Below are 24855 nucleotides of genomic sequence, written 5' to 3' on the forward strand. Positions count from 1 at the left end.
TTTAAATAACCAAAGCATATAAAAAGACAACAATCGTAACACTAGAAACAATTAATAAGACAAATTTCGTTTTAAAAGCACCTAACATCATCATTAAATTTTTAATATCAAGCATTGGTCCAAATACTAAAAAGGCAACGATAGATTGAGTTGAGAAAACACTGCGAAATGATGCAGCGATAAATGCATCTGCCTCTGAACATAGCGAGAGTACAAATGCGAGTACCATCATTAATAGAATAGAAAGTATCGGACCATGACCAATGGATACTAGTGTAGATGTTTTTATATACGTTTGCATTGCGGCCGCTAACAGTGCACCAAATACTAAATATTTTCCAACTGAAAAGAATTCATCTACTGCATGTTGTACTGTATGCCACACTTTTTGGCTAACTGACATTTCTCCATGAACATGTTCTTCGCCGTGATGATGATGGTGGTGATGCATATGGCTAGTATCTGCTTCTAAAGCTTGAAAATGTGTTGTAGTGATTTCAGTTGGTGCTCCAGCAGTAGCTATATTTCCGGAAGATACCGCAACCTTCTCACTGGCTGTTTCATATTTTAAAAAGCGCTCTTTTAGTCCAGTTCCTTTATAAAAATAAGCAATAATATTTCCAACTACTAAAGCAACAACAAGGCTGCCGACAACGCGTAATATTGGAACTTCCCAGCTACTACCAAATGCAACATAGGTTGAAAATAACACAACAGGGTTAATAATTGGTGCTGTGAGCATAAAAGCAATTCCCGCATGAAGCGGCACTCCTTTTGCTAATAAATTACGTACAATCGGGACAATCCCGCATTCACAAGACGGAAAAAGAACACCAATTAATGAACCAACAATAACTGCTAGAAATTTATTTTTAGGGATAACACGTGCAATAAATTTTTCTGAAATAAACATTTGAATAAATCCGGCAATAAACACTCCAATAAGCACAAATGGTAATGCTTCAATTAAAATTGAGATAAAAATCGTGTTCATTTGTAGGAATGAATCCGGAAGATGACTAAACATGGGATTCCTTCTTTCTTTGCTCTTTTAATAACTATTTGATTCTAAGCCTATCTTTTAAAGAAATCAAGCATAAAGGAAAGTTCCCATTAACTAATTCGGCTTTCGTTCCATTTACCAAATGATTCATTATAGCTATTTATTAAATGCCAAAAAAAAGCCATTCAATTGAATAGCTTTCTTTTGGCGATAACTTCTTGATAATCTTTTTCTAGTAGGGTTTTCTCTTCGGCTTTTAAATTAGGCTGCATTAATTTACCAGCGATTTCTGACATTCGCATTTCAAGAATAAGCTTGTCCTCTTCTGTGACATCGCTAGGTGCTTTACTAGCTTCGTATTCTGCAAAACTCATTCGGTAAAAGTTCATCTTGCCAGCTTCAATCACTAGAAGCTGTTCTGCTACATGCTCTACAAATGTCCTATCATGTGAAACAAAAAGAACTGTCCCAGTGAAATTTTGAATAAATGTTTCCAATGCTTCCATCGCAAAAATGTCCAAATAATTTGTTGGTTCATCAAGAATGAGAAAATTAGCATCACTTACAAGCAGCATACTAAGAAGCAGCTTCACTCGTTCCCCACCCGATAATAGCCTTACTTCTTTTTGCCAATCTGCTTCTTTAAAGTGCATACTCCCAAGCACTTCTTTTGTAATTTGTTTGTTTTGAACGCTCATATCAGTAATATTTTCTAAAAGTGATTTTGTTAAATCTAAGCCTTTTAATTCTTGGTCAAAATAGGCTATCTTTGCTTGATTATTACTTACTAGTTTAGGATTTTCTTGAATAATTTCTCTTAGAAAAGTTGTTTTACCACTTGCATTGTCACCAATTAGCGCTACTTTATCGCCTGCCTTTATAGAAAAAGCGGTTGTTGTAAATAGTTGCTTTCCAGCTATTTCATATGTGGCTTCTGCGGCACTTAAAACGGTATTTCCTTTTTTGATAATACGACTTTCTGGAGTTACGATTTTTATTGGTTTGGTTTTATGTGGTTTTTCAACATTTCCAAGACGTTCAATTCGTTTATCGAGCGCTTTAATGGTGCTATGTTGTTTTTTTTGTTGTGTTCCTTTTCCTGCTTTAAAGGCACTTGCTTCTTTTGCATTCAGTCGTTTTCCGGGTTTTACAATTCGCCCAGCTTCAACTTCATGATAGGTTTGCGAGGCTTCTAGTTGTTTCTTTTTATTTTTAAATTCTTTGTATGCCAGTTCTGCTTGATTTTCTTGTTGTTTCCTTTGCTCTAAATAAGCCTGATAATTGCCTTTATATACCTGGATTTTTTGATTTTTAATTTCCCATATTTCAGTACAAAGGCTATCTAAAAAGGCGCGATCATGGGAGATGATAATTAATGCTCCATGAAAGATTTCCCATTGTCGTTCTAAATGTTTTACGCTTTCCACATCCAAGTTACTGGTTGGTTCGTCTGCCAGTAGAACACTAGGATTTTGACGCATTGCCTGTTGAATGGCTTTTCTTGTTTTTTCACCGCCGCTTTTTGTGCTTTTTTCGGTTGGTAGTTGTTTAATATAGGCGAGTCTTCCTTGAACAGTTACTTCTCCAGCAGCCGGCTCTTTAACACCTGCGATTACTTCCATAAGAGTGGTTTTACCAAGTCCGTTATGACCGATAATACCTATTCTTGCTTTACGATTTACAAGCAGATGTGGAATAGTGACTAGCTCTCGATCTGCTACTTCTATTTTTAATTGATTAATTTCGATTATAGACATAAAAAATAACCTCCTGAAAATTTCAGAGAGGAATCCGCAAAATAAACCAAAAAAACTATTGGCTGTGTTATCATGCAAAATGAACATACGAATCCCGTCCGAAAAAAATAGTTTCTATCTCCTATTGGTGATAGCTTTCTTCATTTTTTCATATAGTGCAGGATTAGAATTTCATTGGCTTAAGATAACACTCCTTTTCGTTTGATAGTTTCATTATAGCCTACTTTAATTAATTCTTCAATAGAAAAAAGCCATGCTATAAAAACACAGCTCTTCACTATTCATTTTCTTCAATCATCATTTTTAACTTTTGAACAAACTCCTCAAAGCTCTCTGCCATGGATAATCTTTTAGCATTAATCTGTTCGGAGACAATTTCAACAAATTTCTCAAAAAAATCATTAAATTCATTAGCATCTTTTTTACTGATAGCAACGAGGGCTATTAATTTTACCTCTACTTCATTCCAAAAAATTGGTTCTTGAAGGGTCATAATTGAAACACCACTTCTCTTGGCATCATTTTCGATAGAGTGCGGAATTGCTATGCCTGAAGGAAAACTAGTTGGTGCCATCTGTTCGCGCTTTTCTACTTTTTCATGGAAATCTTTATTCACAAAAGCTCGTTTTTCCATTTTAGTTGCCATTTGAAGTCTAATTTTTACCGGGGTCAGCTCGGAAGGATCTATTTGGTTGGAATAAAGTGATTTATCGATATAACGGTCGATTTGCTTGGCTAATTGATTATTTTCCAGAATTCGTCGCTTCGTGTGAATTCTACTAGTGATTTTTTTAATGTCTTTATTTGTTAGCAATGGATGAATAAAAATAGACCCTGCTTTTTCTAAAGCGATATCTCGATTAGTTGTAAGTAAAATATCTAAATCTTTTGCGGCTACTTCTTTTTTAATAACTTTAATTTCTGCTTCTTTTTCAAATAGTTCATGTAATTTATTGACCATATTCATTCGTAAATCATGATAATCATCTGCCAGTAATCCGATTTTCAATTTGACATGATCCCGATTTTGACTTTCTAAAAAGGAACCAATATGTAAGGCGATAAAGGAAATCTCATCTTCATTAAAGTCAATATCCAATTTTTCTTGTAGTACCGATGAAATATACACAGCAATATCAAAAGTGACTGGGTAGGAAGTTTTGATATCTAACAAACTTAAATTTCTTGTATAGGTTTTATAACGAGCTCGGTAATATAAACTTTGGATATGAATGGCTAATTTAATAAAAAGCTGTTCATTTTGTAAATCAATTAAGTAGGTTTCCCAAACATTGGTAAGGGCTATTTCTAAAGCACGAATAATTTTGCTATCAACAAATTTTTCTAGTTCTGCTTGATTGGCATTGGCTGATTTTTCATTTTGTAATCCCACATAAAGTAGCGCTAATTGTTTGATTTCTTCTTCAGAAAAATCTAGTTGGTATTCTTCGGAAATTATTCCAGCGATTTTCTTTGATATTTGATATTCTTTTGATGCTTTTTTTATTAGCGCACTTTTGGTTTCAATGAGTGTATTTCCTTGCTGAATGCGCACCATACTAATTGCATAATGTAAAACTATATTCATCATAGAGTACTGATTTGTTGTAATGGATTCCTTAGCTAGCACTTCTCCGACAATATTTTGTAGTTTATCAATAGAAATAGCTCCAATCATTTCTTGAATATGCCCTTTGATACTTTCCTTGTAGCCACCTTCTTCATATAATAAGGAAATCATATATTTTCGTTTGGCGCGTTCTTTCCCAAGCAGTTTAATTCTATTTTTACTAATAACGATTTGAACATCTACATCTTTAAGTTCTTTTTTTAATTGCTGAATGTCTTTTTTTAAAGTAACTTCTGAAATATATAAAATATCGGCGAGATCAAATAAATCAACGCCTTTGGTTGAATTTTTAATTAGTTGTAGTAATAATAGCGATTTTCGCTCTGTTGAGTCATTTTCCACTGGTAATTCTAATTTTACATTTTCATTTAGCTGGTAGCCTTGTTGATTCGATTTAATTAAATCTGGTTTTGCTTCATTTATTTTAACAACTTTCAAACGAATCGTCCGTGTCGTGCATTCACAAAAATCTGCTAACTCATTTGAGGTAACCCACTTATTTGTATGTTTAGACAAATAAGCTAGTATTTCTTTTTGCGTATCCATTTTTCCGGTACCCCCTATATAGATAAGGCCAGTTGTATGAGGGTTACAACTGGCCTTATCAAATCATGCTTCTAAATCTTCCCCATTAGACTCTATTACTTTTTTATACCATGAAAAACTTTTCTTTTTAAGTCTTTTGCCTGTACCATGTCCTTCGTTGTCTAAATCAACATAAATGAAGCCATATCTTTTTTCCATTTGTGCAGAGGAACAGCTTACAATATCAATTGGTCCCCAAGCACAGTATGCAATCACTTCTACACCATCATACATCGCTCGTTTCATTTCTTGTAAATGTGCTTTTAGATAATCAATTCGGTAATCGTCATTTACTTCGCCATTTTCTACTTTGTCATACATTCCAAAACCATTTTCGGCGATGATGATTGGTTTATGGTATCTATCCCAGTATTGTGATAGGGCGTTATATAAGCCTTTTGGATCAACTGCCCAGCCCCAAGGATTAGCTTTTAAGTGTGGATTTGGCGTTCTGGATGCTGGATCTAAGTCATTTTTCTTAGAGTCTACCATTTGAGAATAATAGTATGAAATAGCTAAATAATCCATTGTATTGTTGCGTAAAATTTCTTGGTCTTCTTTGGTAATGTCTATTGTTATTCCATTTTCAGCAAAATAATTAAGTGCATATTGTGGATATTCGCCTTGGAATTGTACATCTGCAAAGAAGTATTCCATTCGATTGCGTTTCATTGCTAGAACAATATCGTCTGGCTCACAAGAATATGGATACGCTGTACAATCGGCAAGCATCGTTCCTATCATTAAATTAGGATTTTTTGTTTTTCCATATTCATAAATTTTTGCACTTGCAACAAATTGGTTGTGGATGGCTTGATATGTAGCTGACGGATAATCATCCACGGCATCATTTGGAATAGCTGTTGAGTTAAATGGTTCAAATTGAATTAAATTAATTTGGTTGATAACAATCCAATATTTTACTTTATTACTATATCGATCTAATATGGTTTTTCCGTATTTAACAAATAAATCAATTACTTTGCGATTATGCCAGCCACCATGTTTTAAAACAATCTCAACAGGTGTTTCGTAATGCAGCATAGTAATAATTGGTTCCATACCCAGTTCAATAATTTTATCAATTAAATCATCATAGAATTTCAACCCGGCTTCATTAGGCTCCTCTTCTTCTCCAGTTGGGAAAATTCGTGTCCAATCAATGGATGTGCGGAATGTTTTAAAGCCCATTTCTGCAAGTAAGGCTAAATCTTCTGGGTAAGTATGGTAAAAGTCTATGCCGTGGCGTTTTGGATAATAACTAGTTTTATCGACTATATTTGCTTTTATATCTGCTAAACTAACCCCTTTAATTTGCTCCTCACTAATTTCTTCATTGGTTTTATCCGTGTGGTATTTGTGTAAATCTGCCAAACTTATTCCTTTTCCATCTACTTGAAAAGCTCCTTCTGCCTGATTGGCTGCAATTGCTCCTCCCCAAAGAAAATCTTTCGGAAATTTATAATTTTCAAACATAGTTGTACCTCCTATTTTTTCATTTATTTATTCATTTTTTTAAATAATCTAACCATATGTTCACCAATTAAAATCTCACTTTTCGCTGTCATCAATGTATCTTGTGCGTGGCAGAAAAGGGTAGAATAGCGAATTTGATTACCTGACGCTTCTAATTGGAGTGTATCTGTCTGTAATCCATGTGCGATAACAATTTCTTTTTTTGCTGTTTGGATACTTTCTTCTGCTTTGTCAAAATCTAATTCTTCTAAAAAATTCAAAGCATGTACTAAATCGTTTCTTGCATTTCCTGCATGAATTAATATATTCATTGATAGCTCATTCAAACTATCTGTCTCTTCTATATAGTCTTGCTCTGACATTTTGGTTCCTCCAATCAATTTGTAGCCATTTCTTGATTTGTTTCTTGTGCTTCTAATTTTTCTTTTTTAAGTAAAGAATTATCATATGCTTTAAAGAATGGTAGGTATACAAGCCACGTGATAACAATAATCGCTAAACAGGCAATAATTCCTCGCCAATCTTGTGTTGCTAAATAAGAAGTTACCGGGTACGGCATATACCAAAGTAAGAATGATTGTGCTGGTATATTGACTAAATTAACTGTCATAACAAAATATGCAATACTAGGCACTAAGAAGGCATTTATCCAAGTTGGAATCATTAAGTATGGATTAAATGCAATGGGTGCTCCGAAAAATAATGGTTCATTAATATTAAAAATTGATGGGACGATTACGGCTTTTCCGATTGCTTTTAATTGGATTGATTTACTTAAAATTAGCATCATAATAGAAAGTGATAATGTCGTTCCAACGCCACCAATAGAAATTAAAGCATAGACTGTTTCTTGTGTAGCAATATTTGTAGCTGTTCCACCATTAGCTACTGCTTCTGAATTTGCTGCAAGTCCAGCCATATATACTGGATAAATTGCTGGCATCATGACCCAACCAGAAATCCCAAACGTATAAAGAAATGCAGGAATAAATACCGATAATACAAACCCTGGATAAGATTGTACAATCGAAGCTAATGGACTAAATACAGCAATAATCACTTCAAAGAAATCAATATTAAACTGTACCGTAATTAACCAGCCAACTATTAAAATAAATGTAATTGGTAAAAGACTATTAAACCAACCAACAACAAAATCTGGAATTGGTGTGTCTTCACTAAACAGAGAGCGTTTTGCAGCAAAATTCATTACTACGCTGACAAATAAACCAGTAGTGATTGATAGAAACATCCCTGTTGCTCCAAATCTAGATAAAATATACACTGCATTTCCATCCGCTGTTATTGTTGGAAATAAAAGCATTAAGAATAGGACTAGTCCAGTCGCACCAGCAATTAATTTTTGGCTGCTATTTCCTTTCTTTTCCATCACATAATAAGGAATTAAAAAGGAAACTACTAAACCAAACATTCCAAAAGAAAAGTTACTAATCATCGAGAAATCAGGCATCTTCGGAAATAAATTTTTAAGTAAAGAGACAATGGTAACTAAAGAACCGACAAAAACGAGTGGAAGCGCCGACATAATTGCATCTTGTATTGCAGATACCCAAGGATTTTTAACAACTTTATTTACTTTTGGAGCAAATTTATTCGTCATAAAATCCATCACTTTGTTGTTCATTGTTTACCCCTCCATATTCAAAATTAGTTCCAAGGCTTTTTCACCATTTAAAGAGCCATAAGTAGCCTGAGGAATAACAGTTACTAATACGTCTTTGTCTTTCACTTTTTCTTTTAAATCATCTAACATATAAGACAAATGTGGACCAATTAATAAGTAATCAATTTCATTAATTCGTTCGTCGATTTGAGACTCACTTGCTGCTTTTACTGTAACTTGTTCTCCTTGTTTCTTCGCCGCTTTTCTAATTGCAGCTGCCATAAATCCACTGGAAGCTCCTGAACCACAAATAAGTAAAATGTTTTTCATCTGTATCCTCCCTTTCTTTAACTTAGTCTAATTATATAAACCTTTGTATTCGCTTACAAATACATTTTTTTCCTAGTAATAGGAAAAATCCCCTCCGTAATTAACGAAGAGGATTTCTTTTTAAAATAAAGTTTTTACAAAAAAATCAATCATAAAACTCATTTCCTACTAATATATAAACTTGCTTTTTCAACTAGTTAATAACTTTTCAAAAAAGCTATCTATTAAAAAAACAGATAGCTTCTTTCTTTAACTTTCTTCAATTGGCTGATGTACTTCTTCTTTTACTTTTTTGGGAGCGTTTTTCTTATATGCTAGGAAATAAAACAAACTAACAAATATTGCTCCACCTACTACATTTCCTAAATAAACTGGGATTACGTTCCAAATGAAATCTGCCCATGAATAGTACCCTGCAAAAATTGCGGCTGGGATAATAAACATATTGGCAACAACGTGTTGAAATCCAATCGCAACAAAAGCCATCACTGGGAACCAAATCCCGAGAATTTTTCCAGCGAAATCTTTAGCTGCATAACATAGCCATACAGCTATACCAACAAACCAGTTACAGCCTATTCCTGATACAAATGCTACCCAAAATGGGTCATTAACTTTAGCTCCAGCAGTCGCTATTGTTTTTGGTAAAAAGTCTCCTTCTGTTAGTCCAACAAAATGTCCAAAGAAATAAGCCACAAAGAAGGCTCCTACTAAGTTCATTGCTGATACAATTGCCCAGTTTCTAAGTAATTGTTGAAAAGATATTTTTTTGTCATACCATGCAATCGCTACCGCCATCATATTTCCGGTAATTAGCTCTCCTCCACCAAGTAAGATGCATACTAACCCTACTGGAAAAAGGCTTGCTCCTATTAGCGTAGCAAAACTTCCCCATTCGTGAGGCATCGTTCCAACTGCACGTATGTATAATAAGTAACCGAGTGAGATAAATGCACCACCCAAAAATCCGAGTAAAACAAGCGTTAAAGTACTAGAATTCGCTTTTTGGGTTCCTTTCTCAATAGTAATCTCTGTTACTTCCTGCGGGCTATAATATCCCACATGAATCCCTTCTTTCTTGTTAAAATAATCACAAAATAGCGTTATTATTATAGCACAATCAAAAAAAGCTTGCTAGTATAAAAAAGCCCAGAACAAATGTCCTAGGCATCATTTTGCGTATCAAGCTCTTTTATTACAGGGATTCTAATTTCAATATTGGTGATTTGTCCCGCCTCTTTAGAATAGACTTCTAATTTGAAAGGTAGTGGATCAAAAATCGGATTATTTGCTGTGATATAAGGTTTATATTTTTTCTCTTTAATCGCATTGGCAATTTGTTGATAGCTTTCGTTTAAATCTGTTTCTGGAATGTGTTCGGCAACAAAGTAAGTATGTGCTGGAACTTCAATCCACTCTAACGGATCTTTTAATTCAGTGTATTTTTGCTCTACAGGAAGAACAGCATAGTGCGTTAAGCCATCTTCTATATTATGCACTGAAATCCCGTAAACTATTTTTTGCTCGGAGAAATCATCTAACTCCTCAGCTAAATGGAGCATTTGTCGAAATGCTAATTTTACTTCTGCTCGAAAAGCTTCCGTTTCCAGCCCTTGACGAACAAGTGCTATACCGGTAAATCCTTCCCATTCTTCTAGTCGTTTTGATTTAATCGCCATGATTATCTACTCCTTTTTTAAAAGAATATGACGCCAGAAGATGTTTGTTTTTTTAAATATAACATATAGTAAATACCCCAATCTGCTTAACTTAAAACAACAGACTGATTAAAACTATAGCTACGATAATAAAAAGGAAAGATAACCAAGCAACTGGACGAGCTGCATTTATGGTCCAACCAATACCAAAGCGTTTTTCAACAAATAAGGCTGGATCGTTGCGATTGAAATAAAAAACGCCTGCTTTCCAGAATGAGTCATCATCCCGAATTGGCTTATTCACTCCGTCTGGTTCAGTTGAAAATTTCAATCTACTGCCGCCTTGCCCAACTTTAACAGCAAGCAAAATCACTCCTAAAATAATAACTATGAGCGAAATAATCATCGTAGTAATCATCATTTCAATTGGTAAAGACAATAAAAAGACGAGTTGAATCACAAGGAAATCAATAATTAAAATTGTGCACATAATTAACATAAACTTACTAGATATTTGTCTAAAAAGCATATTTCTTTTTAAAGAGTCTGCTGGATTTTCATTTTCAACGATTTGCTTGCTTCTCGCAATAACAAAATTGATAAATAGAAATACAGCAATCATCACTAATTGTAGCATTGGGAAAAATAAGACACTACTCGGCGACTTCTCTGTTGTACTCGTTATATTTCCTTGTAAATCCATATGTGTTGGAAACTCCATAGGTGCTTGCGGATAAAATACGACTGTAATAGCTAGTGTAATAATAAAAATAAGTAGTGGCACAATGAACCAAGTATAGGAGATTACCATTTTCCTGCGATGAAAACTCGTAGCTACTGTTACGATAGAATTTGTCGAGATTTCTCCAGACATGATTTTTTCTCGTTTCCATTGGAGTGTCGTTTTATGGAACCGATAGTAAATAATAAATGATACAATCAGTTGTAAAAACATGGACCCAATAAAAATTCCGGCTTGGGCAGCTTCATTCATATGAAATCCTTGCAATAGAGCAATTCCGATGATAGCTACAAAGCTCGTCCATAAAGAAACTTGCCCGACATATTGTTTTTTTAGTTGTTTTAAGTCAGCTTTTCGATTTGACCGTTCTCCTACATTGACACCAAAACATTCTGATTTTCGAATAATATATGGTGTAATTGCTTGTAATGAAATGATAGTTATACTAACAAAAATATATATGATAATTTCCATTTTTAGTCCAATCCTTTCAAGTCCTCAAAAATCGCCTTACTTATTTTTATCCATTCTTCTTCTGTTACGCTTCTAACAACCGATTCTGCAATAAGCGGCTTTAATTTACTTTGTAGCTTAGCTAAAAATTGCTCATCCGCCTTCTGGACACCATCTGGATGGATAACTACCCCTTTTTGCCGATGAATTTGAATAAACCCGCCTTGTTTTAATATTTGATAAGCTTTATTTACTGTATGAAAATTAATACCAATATCCGCACCGAGGCTTCTTACTGATGGGAGTTTATCTCCTGGCAAAAGTTCTCGCTTGGCCATTCCTTCAATAATTTGGTCACATATTTGGGTATAAATTGGCTCATCTGATTGAAGATCCACTGCAAGTAACATAGAAACACCTCTCTCTAAACTGTTATATACATTGTATAACAAATATAACTGCAAGTCAATCATAGTAAATTCAGTGGCTATTTAAAGCAGATAATGGTACTATAAAAAATAACAAAAAGGTTTTAGAAAGAAGGGAAAAATTTGAAGTTTTCACGTTTTAGGGATAGTAAACTGTTCTTTTGGACAATGGAGATTTTAGCTGTTGTCGTAGTTGTATTTATCCTGCTCCAAATGAAATACATATTTTCACCAATAGGCATTATCGTCTCTACTTTATTTATGCCAATTTTAGTTGCAGGCTTTCTGTTCTATTTATTTAACCCATTAGTACTATTTCTAGAAAAAAGAAAAGTACCTCGAATTCTTAGTGTTATTATTATTTTCATTGCATTTATTACACTTGTCGTTCTTGCGGTTATGCAACTTGGACCAACACTTGCTAATCAAGTAACTGAGCTTGCTAAAGCAATTCCTGCATATTGGCAAGATTTTGAAAAATGGTTGCAAAGTGTTTCAAATAATCCATCTATCCAAGGAATTGACTTAAAAGCTGAATTAGATAAATTAAATATCTCCCTGCCGAAAATTATGTCAGCTGTAGTAGATGGTGTTGCTTCTAGCTTTGGTGCCATTATTTCATTCGTTTCTAGTTTTGTAATGATTCTTGTTACCGTACCGTTTATCGTATTTTACATGTTTAAAGATGGTCATAAGTTTGTAGAGTCTTCTGGTAATTTCTTCCCAGCGGCAATTCGTGAGGAAGCTAAACAAATCATTAAAGAAATGAACAAAACTATTTCAACTTATATTAGTTCCCAAGCAATTGACTGTTTAGTAGTTGGTTTGTTTACGTTTGTTGGTTATTTAATTATCGGACAGCCTTATGCATTATTATTTGGTTTAATTGCCGGTGCAACAAACATTATCCCTTATCTTGGACCTTTTATTGGAGCGGCTCCTGCAGTCATCGTGGCGCTTTTCACTTCGCCACTTCAAGCATTACTCGTTATTATTGTTGTAACGATTGTGCAACAACTTGATTCTAATTTACTCTCTCCTTATATTGTGGGTAAATCATTATCCATTCATCCATTAACCATTATTATCATTTTAATCGTAGCTGGTAATTTGGCTGGTATTTTTGGAATGATTTTAGGTGTACCAGTATACGCTGTTGTTAAAACTGTTATCCTCAATGTTAACCGTTTAATTAAATTAAGGCGAGACGAACTGGCATTAGAAAATAATCCACCTGATCCACCTGCACCAAAAGCATAAAAATAGCGCTTTAGGATTAGTTCCTAAAGCGCTTTTCTTATGCTTTCGTAAAATGAGAAGTATCATTTAATCGTTCTAATTTAAATAAACCATTTTCATATGCTAGCACCGTTACACTTGCATTATCCAGTATTACCGCCTCATCAAGCGACGGTTCAAGTTCATGAACAATATTACGGATAGTATTACCATGTGCAACAATTAGAACATTTCCACCTGTTTCGCGGTGACGATTAATCACATGTAAGAAGCCTTGTTCCACACGCGTCCAAAAAGTCATAAAGTCTTCTGCATCACCTGTTGGATCAGCTGCTTTTGTCCCATTCATTGTTTCGCGAACATCTGCTTTTTGAAATAGTTCTTCTTGGCTTGCATACCCCATATGTTTCGCAATTTCATTCCATGCAACATCGCCTTTTTCGCCTTCATAAGACCCAAAGAAAGTTTCTCGAAATTCACTTAGCGGTTCTAATGTTAGACCAAACGCATGCTTGTTTTCTTTTAAAAGGTAGCCCGCTGTAGCTATTGTTCGGTGTAAATCACTGGAATAAGCGGCTACAAATTCTGTTTCAGCAAGTCCACGACCACTTTCCTTCACCACTTCAATTCCTTCTGGTGTAAGTGGTGTATCGGCCCAGCCTTGCATCCGTAAGTTTTTATTTAAAAAAGTTTGTCCATGTCTTACAAAATAAAGTGATAATTTTTTCCCCATTTAAGTAATCCTCCTCCATAAGCTTTCTTATTTCATTGTAACAAATTCTTCTGATCCGGTTGGGTGAATAGCGACCGTATTATCGAAATCCGCTTTGGTTGCTCCCATATTAATTGCAACAGCAAAACCTTGAATCATTTCGTCCACGCCATATCCAATACCATGTAAACCGACTATCCGTTCTGTTTTTCCCTCACAAATTAATTTCATTCGACAAGGTTCACGGTGATCTGTTATCGCTGTATACATAGAAGTGAATTTAGATGTATATACTTTGATATTTTCTTTGCCGTACTTACTGATGGCTTCTGGTTCAGTTAAACCTACTGTACCTATTGCTGGATGGCTAAATACGACTGTTGGAATATTTTCATAGGAAAGATGCGCATTTTCTTTATTGTTAAAAAGCCGTTCTGATAAGCGTCTACCAGCTGCAATTGCAACAGGGGTTAATTCATAATGACCAGTAACATCACCAACTGCATAAATACCAGGAACATTCGTGTTTTGAAATTTATCTACAGCTATATGTCCACTTTTTAGCAGTTCTACACCAGCTTTTTCAATTTGTAGACCATGTATTACAGGTTTTCGTCCAATTGCCCAAATAAGTACATCGACTGTTTCTGTTCGTCCGTCTTCTAAAAATAAAGTCTTCGTTCCATCCGCGTTTTCTTCAACTTTTTGAGGAGTAGCGTGTTTATGTAATGTCATTTCTGATTCCTCGATTATCTCTGTTAATGTATCTGTTAAAATAGGATCAAACTTTCTAAGTGGTGCATGTTTACGTACAAATAAATGCGTTTCTGATCCAAGTTGTTGTAAAACGCCAGCAAGCTCAACTGCGATATAACCAGCACCAACAATCGCTACTTTTTTTGGTAGTTGTTTTAGGTCGAAAAAGCCATCTGAAGTAATTCCATATTCAGCGCCTGGAATAGAAGGAAGTACTGGTTCTCCTCCAGTTGCAATTAAAATATGATCTGCGGTAATTATTTCTCCATTAACTTTTAATGTATTTTTATCTACAAACTCTGCGTAACCTTTGATCCAATCAACTTTATTATTATCTAAACCATTCTTATAAGAGCCACGAATTCGCTCAATATATGCGGAACGATTTTCCACTAATTTTTGGAAGTTAAAAGTTGCATCTACTTTGTAACCATAAGCATCTGCATATAAATCCATTGCTTCTTTTATTTGCGCACCATACCACATTACTTTTTTAGGAACACAGCCTACATTTACACATGTTCCTCCTAAAAATTTCGGTTCAATTAATGCACATTTTGCTCCATGCATCGCAGCTCGGTTAATGGAAGCAATTCCGCCACTTCCCCCACCGATTGCAATATAATCATAATGACTTTCCATACGAATCTCTCCTAACTTTTCTTCATTTCTATAAATACGCCTCGCCTCGCATTATTGTGAGAACCCGCGGATTTGGTAAATAACGTTTGATTTCTTGGAGTTTAGTAAACGTATCATTGTCACCAAGATGTTCAGCAATACCCATGGCAACCGCACTACTTCTACTTACTCCAGCATGACAATGGATAATAATTTGAGTGAAATCTGGATGTGCGTCAATAAACTTATAAATCATTTCCCGATGCGCTTCATTAAAGAGTTTCATTTCTGCTTCTTCTTTCTCACTTAATCCCCAGTAATCATCTTGTTCGTTTATATCGTTAAAGTGAACAGGCAAAATAGCTTCGAAAAGTGATTCATTTTTTAATGGCTGATAGGTTGCGCCGACATCCGCAATACGAATAAGCAATGTGTGCTCGTTTCGTGGTTTAAAAGTAACCGCTACTACTTCTGGCACAGCAACTATTCGTAAATCAAATGGATCAAAGTCAATTTGGCGCCTTGCTTTATTAATATAATTCGCCATCCTGCACGTCCCCTTTTTTCGGTTCACCAAGATTTTTTCTACAATTCATTTCCTCTCTATTCTAACATGCTTATGTTTTTTTACATAAGGAAGCTGTTTCAAACGCAAAAAATAACCAAAAAATATTTGGTTACTTTTTCCCTTGTCTAAAATGTTCTTTGGTCTTATAACCTTGACTTAATATATCTACCATTTCCAGTCGCCTTTTTTCTTGTGTAGCTGCTTGTTTGGCAGAATAAATATACCTCGCCCAGACTCGTTGATAACCAGTCGCTAAATTACTATAAAAAGTTGCTAAATCTCCTTTATCCGCTAAAAAAGCTACCACTTGCGGAACATAATCGGCATATTCATCGGCGGAAGGATTATTTTTCTTAACACCTTTTATTTTTAACTTTGTTGCCTCTTTCATTCCAACAACTGTATAAGTTTCATCAAGCGCAACCATTCGAGCAAATTTCAAGTTGCTTTGTCCAATGTATCCTTCCTCGTCCGTTTTAAGCGCTGGCATCAGCTCATCACGGTGAACATATGTATCCCATTTTTTATTTCCTTTTTTAGGATAGGCAATAAACACATACCCATCCGCTAAAAGTTGGTTATCTGTAATCACTTGGTTAATAAATACAACTAACTCATCTAATGTTTTTACAAATTTAAAAATTAAATCATATTGCTTATTAGCCAGTTGTTTGTCATAACTTGGTAAATGCTGAAAATAGTCCATATCCGTTGGCGCATCCAGAATCACTGCTTCTTTAAATTTTGTTAGTCGGAGTTTCTCTACTATTGTCTTTTCTTCCATTTCAAGCCACCTCGTTTGCTAGTTTGCTTTCAGTATAAATGCTTCTCTTGAAGTAAGCAAGCCACACTAGATACAAAAAAAGACTGAGCTTTTTTGCTCAGTCCTTTCAGAGATTATTTAAAGACAACTATTTCGTTAATTTCAATGGATGGATCCAAACTTTTAGCAACTGGGCAAGCATCTTTCACTAAATGAACGGCTTTTGCTGCCTTTGCTTCGTTGTTTTTATCCACTAAGTCGACAGTAAAAGTAACATTTATTTTTGTTATCACATGCACAGCACTTTCTTGATCTTGCTCATATTCTGTATGAAGGCTAAGATCATTTACCTCTATTCGTTTCTTTTCTAGCAAAGTTTGATATACATAGCCACTACAAGCTGCAACTGCCGCAACGGTTATTTGAACTGGCGAAAAACCCTCTTCTTTAATTAAAGGCCAATTGCCATTTGGATGCACAAGTTCTAATACTTTTCCGTTTTTCACTAAATCCATTGTTTATTCCTCCAATTTATATCTTACAATTCTTATCCGATTAATAAGATTATAGCTCAAATAAAAATAGTTGTCCAATTTTGACTATAAAAAAGAATCCAAGTTAAACTTGAATTCTTTTAAGAGCGGTCCCGACGGGATTTGAACCCGCGATCTCCTGCGTGACAGGCAGGCATGTTAACCCCTACACCACGGAACCATATGTATATAAAATGAATAAAAAGTGACCCGTACGGGAATCGAACCCGTGTTACCGCCGTGAAAGGGCGGTGTCTTAACCGCTTGACCAACGGGCCAGAGAAAAATTAAAAAATGAATATATATTCAATAAAATTCATTTCTCTTACACCAGCTTTTTTATTATAACATAATTTGAGACACTGTCAACGCATTTCCTTAATTTTATTTCGTATTTTTTAAATTTATTTGCAGAAGATTTTTTATGCATTTTTCCTATAAAAATAAAGTCAGAGGAACGTATTCTCTCTGACTTTATTTTACTTTTCGCGATGATCAACCATAATAAAACTTCTTGTATCATAGCGATGTCTAGATCTTGAATATTCAACAGGTCTTCCATCTTTTAAATAAACGACTTGTTCCACCTCTAGCACTGGATCATGTTCTCCGCAAGCCAAATATTCTTGATCATACTTAGACGGCTTATCCGCATTAATTTTTCGAAATGCACCGCTAAGAACAAGCTTAAGTGACTCTTGTAGATACGCATAAATTGAATGATGTAAAATTTCTTTTGTTAGACCTGGGACAAGATCTGCGGGCATAGTCGTATGCTCTAATACATAAGGTTTTCCATCCAAAAGGCGTAAACGAATCAATTTATAAACAGGCTGATCCGCTTTAATTAAAAGTTGTTCTTGCGTTTTTTCATCAGGGAAGGTGATGTCGAACGCAATAATTTTACTTGTAATGCGATTATCACCCATCATTTTGGTAAGTCCATCATACTCTCGTAAACTAGCATCTTGTTTGTTCGCCAGCGCATTTTTCATAACAAAAGTTCCCGCTCCTCGTTGCCTGTAAACAAGACCTTCGAGCGCTAACACATCAAATGCTTTTTTTATTGTCATTCTACTACAATCATACGTTTCACATAAACTAACTTGATCAGGAAGAATAGATTCCGGTGGATAAGTACCGTCGTTTATTTTATCGCGAATATCAGCTGCTATCATTTCATACTTAACCAATTCGACCGCTCCTTCATTCGAAATTAAAAATGTCTAGCCATGTCAAATCAAATTATAGCATATCGAATAACAAAACATAACTTATTTTTCAACTGCTTCTGATTCTCTTGCAATATTAGCACGATCAACCAGTTTTAAGAATGGGTACCAAATGACTAAGACAATAAAGAAATCTACTACTTGAAGTGCGCCTCCTAGCCATGAGTTAGTTGCAAGAATACCATTAATTACAATTGGTACAGTCCAAGGAACAGCAACCCCTGTTGGAGCTGGAACAATCCCAGCAGCCATTACAAAATAATTCAGTGCTGTTACGATAAGTGGTGCAATAATCCATGGAATTAATATTGTCGCATTTAATACAATTGGCATCCCAAAAAGTACCGGTTCATTTACGTTAAAAAGTCCTGGTCCAAGCGCTAATCGACCAATTTCTTTACTTTGCTTACTTTTCATTAGAAAGGCTAGCGCAATTACAACTGCTAGAGTCATCCCAGAGCCACCCATACCTACCGTAAATACTTCCATAAATGGTTTGGTAACTATGTGTGGTAATGGTAACCCAGCCTTATATGCATCTAAATTTTCCAGCATTAAAGTGTTCCAAATTGGGTCCATCACCGAGTTGACAATAATTTGCCCGTGTAGCCCGAAAAACCACAATACTTGAATAAAAAATAGCGCAATTAAAGTTGGAACAATTCCAGAACCTAGCCCTACTAATGGCTTTTGAATAACTGTATAAACAACATCATGTAAGTTTGTATTAAAGAAGAATTGTACAATAACATTAACTATTAAAAAGATACTTAATGTTAAAATGGCCGGAATTAGTGCTGCAAATGATTTAGCTACTGCTGGTGGAACTCCTGCTGGCATTTTAATTGTCCAATCGCGTTGAACAAAAAATCGATATAATTCTGCAGCAATAAAACCGCTAATCATCCCGATAAACATTCCTTTTGCTCCGAGACGATCAAGTGAAAGAGCTCCAGTAATAAGTTCTCCATCTGGACTATTAAAGAAAAATGGCGTTAAAATCAAGAAACTAGCAAGGGCAACAGCACCCCCATAAATCGCTTCCACTTTATAATATTTAGATAAAGAATACCCGATTCCAAAAACAACAAAAACAGTCATAATACTCATCGTGGCGCTTTGTGCATTTCCAAGGTATAACTGCAATACCGCTTTTGTCTCATCGCTCCAAAATGGTAAATTCATTAAAACAACAGCAATCGAACCAAACATAGTTAGTGGGAATGCCAACATAAATGCATCTCGTAATGTTGTTAAATACCTATTCTCTCCCAGTTTTGCAGCAAAAGGCATTAATTTCTCCCCAAGTAACTCCATAAACTTATTCAATTTACTTCCCCCAAACATGATATATTTCTAAAAAGAAAACGTTTTCTATTTATTATTATACTCATTTTGAATTAAATGTCTAGTCTTTTATATATAAATGACCAAACAAAAAGCTTCCTCCCTTTAAGGAGAAAGCTTTTTTACTATTTTTTCTTTTTTTTCGCTAACTTTTCTGCTGCTTTTTGTTTGTTCTCAGCTAGTCGAAAAGTAACTATTTTTGTTATTAAATCGTATGGAACTGGTTGATCAATCGGAAATTGAACGGCTCCTTTAGAATGTTTATATTCACTTATTTCAGACTCAAAAGCAACAATACCACTGGGCGCTGGATAAAAACCAAAATGATTTTTTGCAACCGCAAAATGAACAAGATTTCCTTCAAAATAGAACGTTGGCATCTGATAACTAATTTTTTCGGTTGCCTCAGGAGCGGCGGCTTGGATAGTTTCTCTAATTCGCTGTAGAGTTGCTTGTGTTTCTGGCGGCATCCCTTCGATATATTCATCAATCGTTGAAAATGCTAATTTATTATCCATATCTATTCCTTTCTTGAAACCTTTTTATTATTATAACAACTTTATTTATGAAACCCAACTTTAAATCAAAATGGATCTCTACTAATAATATTTTCCAAATAAAAAACACCTTAAAACTATAGCTATGCCATCTAGTTTTAAGATATCTTTTAAAAAAATACCTATAATATTGACTTTGTGTATATTTAGGTTAACTATATCATGTTATTTTAAGAAGGATTTGTGGCAATCCAAGTACAATCGTTCTCTATATAAATTGTACCCCAGTCACAAAGGGCTTTTAATATTGGCGTTAAACTCCTCCCAAAATCTGTCAAAGCGTATTCTGTCTTTGGAGGAACGACCGGATATACCTTCCGACTAATTAACCCATCTCTTTCAAGTTCTCGTAATTGCTGTGTAAGCATTTTAGGAGTAGCTTTTGAAACAAGTTTTTGTAATTCATTAAAACGTAAAGTATGGTTTGTTAAGTGATGAAGAATAATAGCTTTATATTTTCCACCAATGAAAGAAATAGGTGCTTCAACCGGGCAATTAAAAATTTTTTCTCGATTCATAATTTTCTCCTTACTATCATTTTAGGTAGTACCTTACAAAAAAGTGCATTCTTGTGCAAATGAAAATAACTGTTAAAATGATAACATCAGTTGATGCAACAAGCAAGTAAGCCGGCAAACAAAATTACATTATAAATCGGAGGCTATTAGTAAATGGCAAAAATATTATATATCACAGCAAATGTAAAAACCGTCAATGATTCATTTAGTTTATCTGTTGGACAAGAATTCATTCAAGAATATAAAAGATTAAATCCCAATGACGAAATTGAAGAGCTAGACTTATTTAAAACAGAAATTCCTTTTCTGGATCAAGCAATTTTAGGGAGCGTTTTTGGAACAGTCAAATACGATGAACTTTATGAAGAACATCAACGAAAAGTTCAATTGATGACGGCAAACTTGGATCAATTTATCCATGCAGACAAATATGTTTTTGCAACTCCTCTTTGGAATCTTGGTGTCCCTCCAGTGCTTAAGGCTTATTTTGACAATATTTCTATCGCAGGAAAAACATTTAAATTTACAAAAGAGGGACCACAAGGACTTTTATTAGAAAAAAAAGCATTGTGCATTCAATCTTCGGGAGGAAATTATCATACCGGTATATCGCAAGGCGAAGAGCACGGCTTTTCTTATATTAAAACAATATTAGCCTTCTTTGGTGTAAAGGATGTTCAAGCTATTTTTATTGAAGGTGTTACGAAATCGTCAAATGACACTGATAAAATAAAGAAAAATGCTATCAAAGAAGCGAAAATTATTGCAAGTAATTTTTAATTTTTCATAGAGAAACTTGCCTCCTCCCATTCGCTTGGAAGGTTTAACCAATTCCTAACGCTACTGTAAAGTTTGCATAGTTGCGACAATGAGGCATGATTTTAATTTAAGGGTACCAAATTTATTTTGCACGAACAGCAAATCCTTTTAGAAAAAAATTGCATTGAAATTCCTTATAATTTCGGGCAATCATAAAACCAGTTAATTGGGCAAATTGAAAAGTAAGAGAGATTCGTTTTTTAGTTCCATATAAAAAAGCCAGTAATTCTAGATTACTGACTTTTGTTTCAACGGAGAAGGAGGGATTTGAACCCTCGCGCCGCGCGAGCGACCTACACCCTTAGCAGGGGCGCCTCTTCAGCCACTTGAGTACTTCCCCAAACTCCACAGGCAGGACTCGAACCTGCGACCGATCGGTTAACAGCCGATTGCTCTACCAACTGAGCTACTGTGGAATTATCTGACTTCCATTAGTATACGCAGAAAACGCTTAAAAAGCAAGACTTTTAAGCATTTTCTGTATAAATTTTTTGGGAGCCAGTTTCTTTTAATCTACCTTGGCAAGCCCCACAGCGATAACGATTTACATTAAAACGTCGTTGCCTTAAAAAGGATTTCTTGCAATGCTCGCATGTATATTCATGCATAGTTATTTCTCGTGGTATTGTTGCACAAAATCGTGGTGCACCTACTTTTTTTAGTAATTCCCGGAAATCTTTATCTCGATGTTGATACCCTTTTTTCTCTAGGTGTAGATGATAATGACATAATTCATGTTTCATAATATCTATAAAATATGCTAATCCAAAATTTTCAAGATATTTGGGATTCATTTCGATATTGTGGCTTTGAAGTAAATATCTACCTCCAGTTGTGCGCAGTCTATTATTAAAGCTTGCCTGGTGGCGAAATTCTTTGTGGAAAAATTGCAGCGACACTTCTTCTATGTGTTGCTGCAATTCTGCTTGTTTCATTATTTAACACTTCCGTTTGGATTCCGCATTGTTAGTGCAATACGATTTTTCTTCATATCTACTTCATCCACCCAAACAGTGACAACATCTCCAACTGAAACAATGTCCATTGGATTTTTAACAAAGGAATTGCTAAGTTTTGAAATATGCACAAGTCCATCTTGTTTGACACCAATATCAACGAAAGCTCCAAAATCAACCACGTTACGAACAGTACCTTGTAATTCCATTCCTTGTTTTAAATCTTCCATCGAAATAACATCTTGTTTTAAAAGTGGTGCCGGAAGCTCATCACGAAGATCGCGTCCTGGTGCAATTAAATTATCAATAATATCACGCATCGTTTCCTTACCAATTGCTAGTTTTTCTGCTTCTTCCGGTACACTTAAAGCTTGAAGCGCCTCTTTTAACTCTGCGCTACCAATATCTTTTAAATTAAAACCAGCAGCTTTAACGATTTGTTCTGCTGCTTTATAGCTTTCCGGGTGAATTGCAGTACGATCAAGCGGATTTTCACCTTCTAAAATTCGTAAAAAACCAATACTTTGTTCATATGATTTTGCTCCAAGACGAGGTACTTTTTTCAATTCTTTTCGAGATGTAAAAGAGCCATTTTCTTCCCGGAATTTGCGAATATTATTGGCTACCGTTTTATTTAATCCAGCAACATATTGTAGAAGTGAAGCAGAGGCAGTATTTACATTTACGCCTACTTGGTTAACCGCTGTTTCTACAACAAATGTGAGTGTTTCATTTAAGCGTTTTTGGGCCACATCATGTTGATATTGACCTACACCAACAGATTTAGGGTCGATTTTCACAAGTTCAGCAAGTGGATCTTGTAAACGTCTACCAATAGAAACAGCGCTACGTTCTTCTACCTGATAATCCGGAAATTCTTCACGTGCTGTTTCACTTGCCGAATAAACACTTGCTCCTGCTTCATTAACGATACAATAATAAGCATTTGAATGAGACTCACGGATTACTTCGACAATAAACTGCTCTGTTTCACGAGAAGCAGTACCATTTCCAATAGCAATAACTTCTACTTGATAGGTGGACAAAATTTCTGCAATTTTTTGCTTAGCTTCTGGTCGGCGCGCTTTAGCTGTATGTGGATAAACCACACCGATTTCTAGCACTTTTCCAGTTTTATCTAGTACAGAAAATTTACAACCAGTTCGAAAAGCTGGATCGACTCCAAGAATTATTTTTCCTTTTAGAGGTGGTTGTAAGAGTAATTTACGCAAATTCTCCGAAAAAATATGAATTGCTTGTTCTTCTGCTTTTTCTGTTAGTTCTCCGCGAATTTCGCGCTCGATTGCTGGACCTATAAAACGTTTATACGCATCTAAAATTGCTTCTTCTACGTATGGGCGTGTATTGGAATTTCGGTTCTGAATCACTTTTTCAAATAAATAAGCAAAGATTTTAGTTGTATCTACTTGTACTTGTACACGTAAAATATCTTCTTTTTCTCCACGGTTAAATGCTAAAACGCGGTGACTTGCTACTTTGCCAATCATTTCATTGAATTCATAATACATTTCATAAACGCCTTTTTCATCGGCTTCAATATTTTTCCCTCTTGCTTCTACCATTCCAAATTTACGTGTAAAATTACGAATCCATTCACGGAAAGTTGGTTCATCACTGATTTGTTCTGCGATAATTTCATGCGCGCCAAGTAAGGCTGCTTCAGCTGACTCAACTTCTTTTTCTTCGGAAATATAGTTCGCCGCTTCTGCTAATGGATCAGCGTTAGTTGGAAAACTCATCAACCAGTTCGCTAATGGCTCTAAACCTTTTTCTTTGGCGATAGTTGCTTTCGTACGTTTTTTCTGTTTATATGGGCGATATAAGTCTTCTAACGCTTGGTGTTTTTCGGCTTTAATAATGGCATTTCTAAGTTCATCCGTTAATTTTCCTTGTTCATCAATCAAACGAATTATTTCTTCTTTACGATTTTCTAATTTGGTAACATATTCAAATGTTTCTTCAATATCACGAATTTCAACTTCATCCAAGCTACCAGTCATTTCTTTTCGGTAACGGGCAATAAATGGAACAGTATTGCCTTCTTCCATTAATTTTATGACTGCATTAATTTGATTTGGTTTATACTGTAGTGATTTATGTACTAATTTTATTATTTTATCTTGCATTTGTTCCATAACTTAGTTGCCTCCAATATTCATTATTTATTAAGTGTACCATAATTAGGATTCAACTGACAAAAGCTATCTATTCTGTTGATTTAAAGCAATTTCGGCATAATGAATGTTTATAAAAAGAAATGCGCTTCATCAATTTGATTATATTGTCCGCAATTTTCAAGCCTCTTTTTGGCTTTTTCATTTAGTCCAGTAATGAAAATTTGTTCGCCATGCTTGAAAAATTCTGTTTTAATTTGGTGAAAATAATTTATTCAAACCCACCAAAAATTGACACAATCATATCGGCTAGCATGTCTTTTCTAAGTCTTGCCCTATATCATCTTTCAAACTATTCCATAAAACTCTTTTTCAATTTACGCTCTCTTCCTTACATGTATATTTTAATCCGT

24 protein-coding genes and 4 tRNA genes are annotated in these 24855 nt (G+C 34.9%); 2 read left to right on the forward strand and 26 right to left on the reverse strand.

Annotated features, from left to right (window positions below):
- Position 1: 1 nt before the first annotated feature.
- From HCJ45_RS09555 to HCJ45_RS09605, 11 genes are all read right to left on the reverse strand, one after another.
- Entirely contained in the window at positions 2-1027 is a 1026-nt protein-coding gene (locus HCJ45_RS09555) for a permease (RefSeq protein ID WP_187124648.1), read from the reverse strand.
- A gap of 161 nt (positions 1028-1188) precedes the next feature.
- On the reverse strand, positions 1189-2760 hold the full coding sequence (gene abc-f / locus HCJ45_RS09560; protein ID WP_187124649.1) for a ribosomal protection-like ABC-F family protein: 1572 nt from the start codon (positions 2758-2760) through the stop codon (positions 1189-1191).
- Between the two features lie 277 nt (positions 2761-3037).
- Positions 3038-4936 carry a BglG family transcription antiterminator gene (locus HCJ45_RS09565; protein ID WP_185346499.1) on the reverse strand — a complete coding sequence of 633 codons (1899 nt, stop codon included), beginning with the start codon at positions 4934-4936 and terminating at the stop codon, positions 3038-3040.
- Positions 4937-4999: 63 nt separating this feature from the next.
- Positions 5000-6451, reverse strand: a complete 1452-nt coding sequence (locus HCJ45_RS09570) for a glycoside hydrolase family 1 protein (RefSeq protein ID WP_187124650.1) — start codon at positions 6449-6451, stop codon at positions 5000-5002.
- 23 nt (positions 6452-6474) lie between these two features.
- Positions 6475-6813 carry a PTS sugar transporter subunit IIA gene (locus tag HCJ45_RS09575; RefSeq protein WP_185346503.1) on the reverse strand — a complete coding sequence of 113 codons (339 nt, stop codon included), beginning with the start codon at positions 6811-6813 and terminating at the stop codon, positions 6475-6477.
- A gap of 14 nt (positions 6814-6827) precedes the next feature.
- The gene (locus HCJ45_RS09580; protein WP_187124651.1) at positions 6828-8096 is read right to left on the reverse strand and encodes a PTS sugar transporter subunit IIC; all 1269 of its coding nucleotides are present in this window, start codon (positions 8094-8096) and stop codon (positions 6828-6830) included.
- Between the two features lie 3 nt (positions 8097-8099).
- Positions 8100-8405, reverse strand: a complete 306-nt coding sequence (locus HCJ45_RS09585; RefSeq protein ID WP_185346507.1) for a PTS sugar transporter subunit IIB — start codon at positions 8403-8405, stop codon at positions 8100-8102.
- Positions 8406-8654: 249 nt separating this feature from the next.
- On the reverse strand, positions 8655-9467 hold the full coding sequence (locus tag HCJ45_RS09590) for a formate/nitrite transporter family protein (protein WP_185346509.1): 813 nt from the start codon (positions 9465-9467) through the stop codon (positions 8655-8657).
- A gap of 101 nt (positions 9468-9568) precedes the next feature.
- The gene (locus HCJ45_RS09595) at positions 9569-10084 is read right to left on the reverse strand and encodes an effector binding domain-containing protein (protein ID WP_185380951.1); all 516 of its coding nucleotides are present in this window, start codon (positions 10082-10084) and stop codon (positions 9569-9571) included.
- A gap of 91 nt (positions 10085-10175) precedes the next feature.
- The gene (locus tag HCJ45_RS09600; RefSeq protein WP_187124652.1) at positions 10176-11279 is read right to left on the reverse strand and encodes a DUF1648 domain-containing protein; all 1104 of its coding nucleotides are present in this window, start codon (positions 11277-11279) and stop codon (positions 10176-10178) included.
- A 2-nt stretch (positions 11280-11281) separates the two neighbouring features.
- A complete protein-coding gene (locus HCJ45_RS09605; protein ID WP_187124653.1) occupies positions 11282-11668 on the reverse strand; it encodes a GntR family transcriptional regulator in 387 nt (128 codons plus the stop codon).
- Between the two features lie 141 nt (positions 11669-11809).
- On the opposite strand from HCJ45_RS09605, the gene HCJ45_RS09610 reads away from it, so the two are divergent.
- Complete coding sequence (locus tag HCJ45_RS09610) at positions 11810-12946, forward strand: AI-2E family transporter (RefSeq protein ID WP_187124654.1); 1137 nt, start codon at positions 11810-11812, stop codon at positions 12944-12946.
- 37 nt (positions 12947-12983) lie between these two features.
- Here HCJ45_RS09610 and HCJ45_RS09615 read toward each other — a convergent pair whose 3' ends face one another.
- The 11 genes from HCJ45_RS09615 to HCJ45_RS09665 form a co-directional block, all read right to left on the reverse strand.
- On the reverse strand, positions 12984-13658 hold the full coding sequence (locus tag HCJ45_RS09615) for a histidine phosphatase family protein (RefSeq protein ID WP_185346519.1): 675 nt from the start codon (positions 13656-13658) through the stop codon (positions 12984-12986).
- A gap of 27 nt (positions 13659-13685) precedes the next feature.
- Complete coding sequence (gorA, locus tag HCJ45_RS09620; RefSeq protein ID WP_187124655.1) at positions 13686-15035, reverse strand: glutathione-disulfide reductase; 1350 nt, start codon at positions 15033-15035, stop codon at positions 13686-13688.
- A gap of 28 nt (positions 15036-15063) precedes the next feature.
- Positions 15064-15561 (reverse strand): tyrosine phosphatase family protein, encoded by a 498-nt coding sequence (locus tag HCJ45_RS09625; protein WP_187124656.1) that lies wholly within the window; start codon positions 15559-15561, stop codon positions 15064-15066.
- 130 nt (positions 15562-15691) lie between these two features.
- The gene (locus HCJ45_RS09630) at positions 15692-16366 is read right to left on the reverse strand and encodes a YdeI/OmpD-associated family protein (protein ID WP_185346525.1); all 675 of its coding nucleotides are present in this window, start codon (positions 16364-16366) and stop codon (positions 15692-15694) included.
- Between the two features lie 113 nt (positions 16367-16479).
- A complete protein-coding gene (locus HCJ45_RS09635; RefSeq protein ID WP_185346527.1) occupies positions 16480-16860 on the reverse strand; it encodes an OsmC family protein in 381 nt (126 codons plus the stop codon).
- A gap of 126 nt (positions 16861-16986) precedes the next feature.
- Positions 16987-17059 (reverse strand) — tRNA-Asp (locus HCJ45_RS09640).
- A 25-nt stretch (positions 17060-17084) separates the two neighbouring features.
- A tRNA-Glu gene (locus tag HCJ45_RS09645) sits at positions 17085-17156 on the reverse strand.
- 201 nt (positions 17157-17357) lie between these two features.
- A complete protein-coding gene (locus HCJ45_RS09650) occupies positions 17358-18071 on the reverse strand; it encodes a GntR family transcriptional regulator (protein ID WP_187124657.1) in 714 nt (237 codons plus the stop codon).
- Positions 18072-18152: 81 nt separating this feature from the next.
- A complete protein-coding gene (gene celB, locus HCJ45_RS09655; RefSeq protein ID WP_187124658.1) occupies positions 18153-19439 on the reverse strand; it encodes a PTS cellobiose transporter subunit IIC in 1287 nt (428 codons plus the stop codon).
- A 143-nt stretch (positions 19440-19582) separates the two neighbouring features.
- Complete coding sequence (locus HCJ45_RS09660) at positions 19583-19975, reverse strand: iron chaperone (protein ID WP_187124659.1); 393 nt, start codon at positions 19973-19975, stop codon at positions 19583-19585.
- 209 nt (positions 19976-20184) lie between these two features.
- A complete protein-coding gene (locus HCJ45_RS09665; RefSeq protein ID WP_187124660.1) occupies positions 20185-20532 on the reverse strand; it encodes a winged helix-turn-helix transcriptional regulator in 348 nt (115 codons plus the stop codon).
- A 153-nt stretch (positions 20533-20685) separates the two neighbouring features.
- On the opposite strand from HCJ45_RS09665, the gene HCJ45_RS09670 reads away from it, so the two are divergent.
- Positions 20686-21312: an FMN-dependent NADH-azoreductase gene (locus HCJ45_RS09670; RefSeq protein WP_187124661.1), complete on the forward strand. Its 627-nt coding sequence runs from the start codon at positions 20686-20688 to the stop codon at positions 21310-21312.
- 291 nt (positions 21313-21603) lie between these two features.
- Here HCJ45_RS09670 and HCJ45_RS09675 read toward each other — a convergent pair.
- From HCJ45_RS09675 to HCJ45_RS09690, 4 genes are all read right to left on the reverse strand, one after another.
- Positions 21604-21691: transfer RNA gene (locus HCJ45_RS09675), tRNA-Ser, on the reverse strand.
- A 3-nt stretch (positions 21692-21694) separates the two neighbouring features.
- Positions 21695-21767 (reverse strand) — tRNA-Asn (locus tag HCJ45_RS09680).
- Between the two features lie 51 nt (positions 21768-21818).
- Positions 21819-22286, reverse strand: a complete 468-nt coding sequence (locus HCJ45_RS09685; protein ID WP_187124662.1) for a SprT family protein — start codon at positions 22284-22286, stop codon at positions 21819-21821.
- Entirely contained in the window at positions 22286-24463 is a 2178-nt protein-coding gene (locus HCJ45_RS09690) for a Tex family protein (RefSeq protein ID WP_185348439.1), read from the reverse strand. Before HCJ45_RS09690 ends, HCJ45_RS09685 begins: the two co-directional genes overlap by 1 nt.
- Positions 24464-24855 lie beyond the last annotated feature (392 nt).

It is taken from the genome of Listeria immobilis, from assembly GCF_014322845.1.
Lineage (GTDB): Bacteria > Bacillota > Bacilli > Lactobacillales > Listeriaceae > Listeria > Listeria immobilis.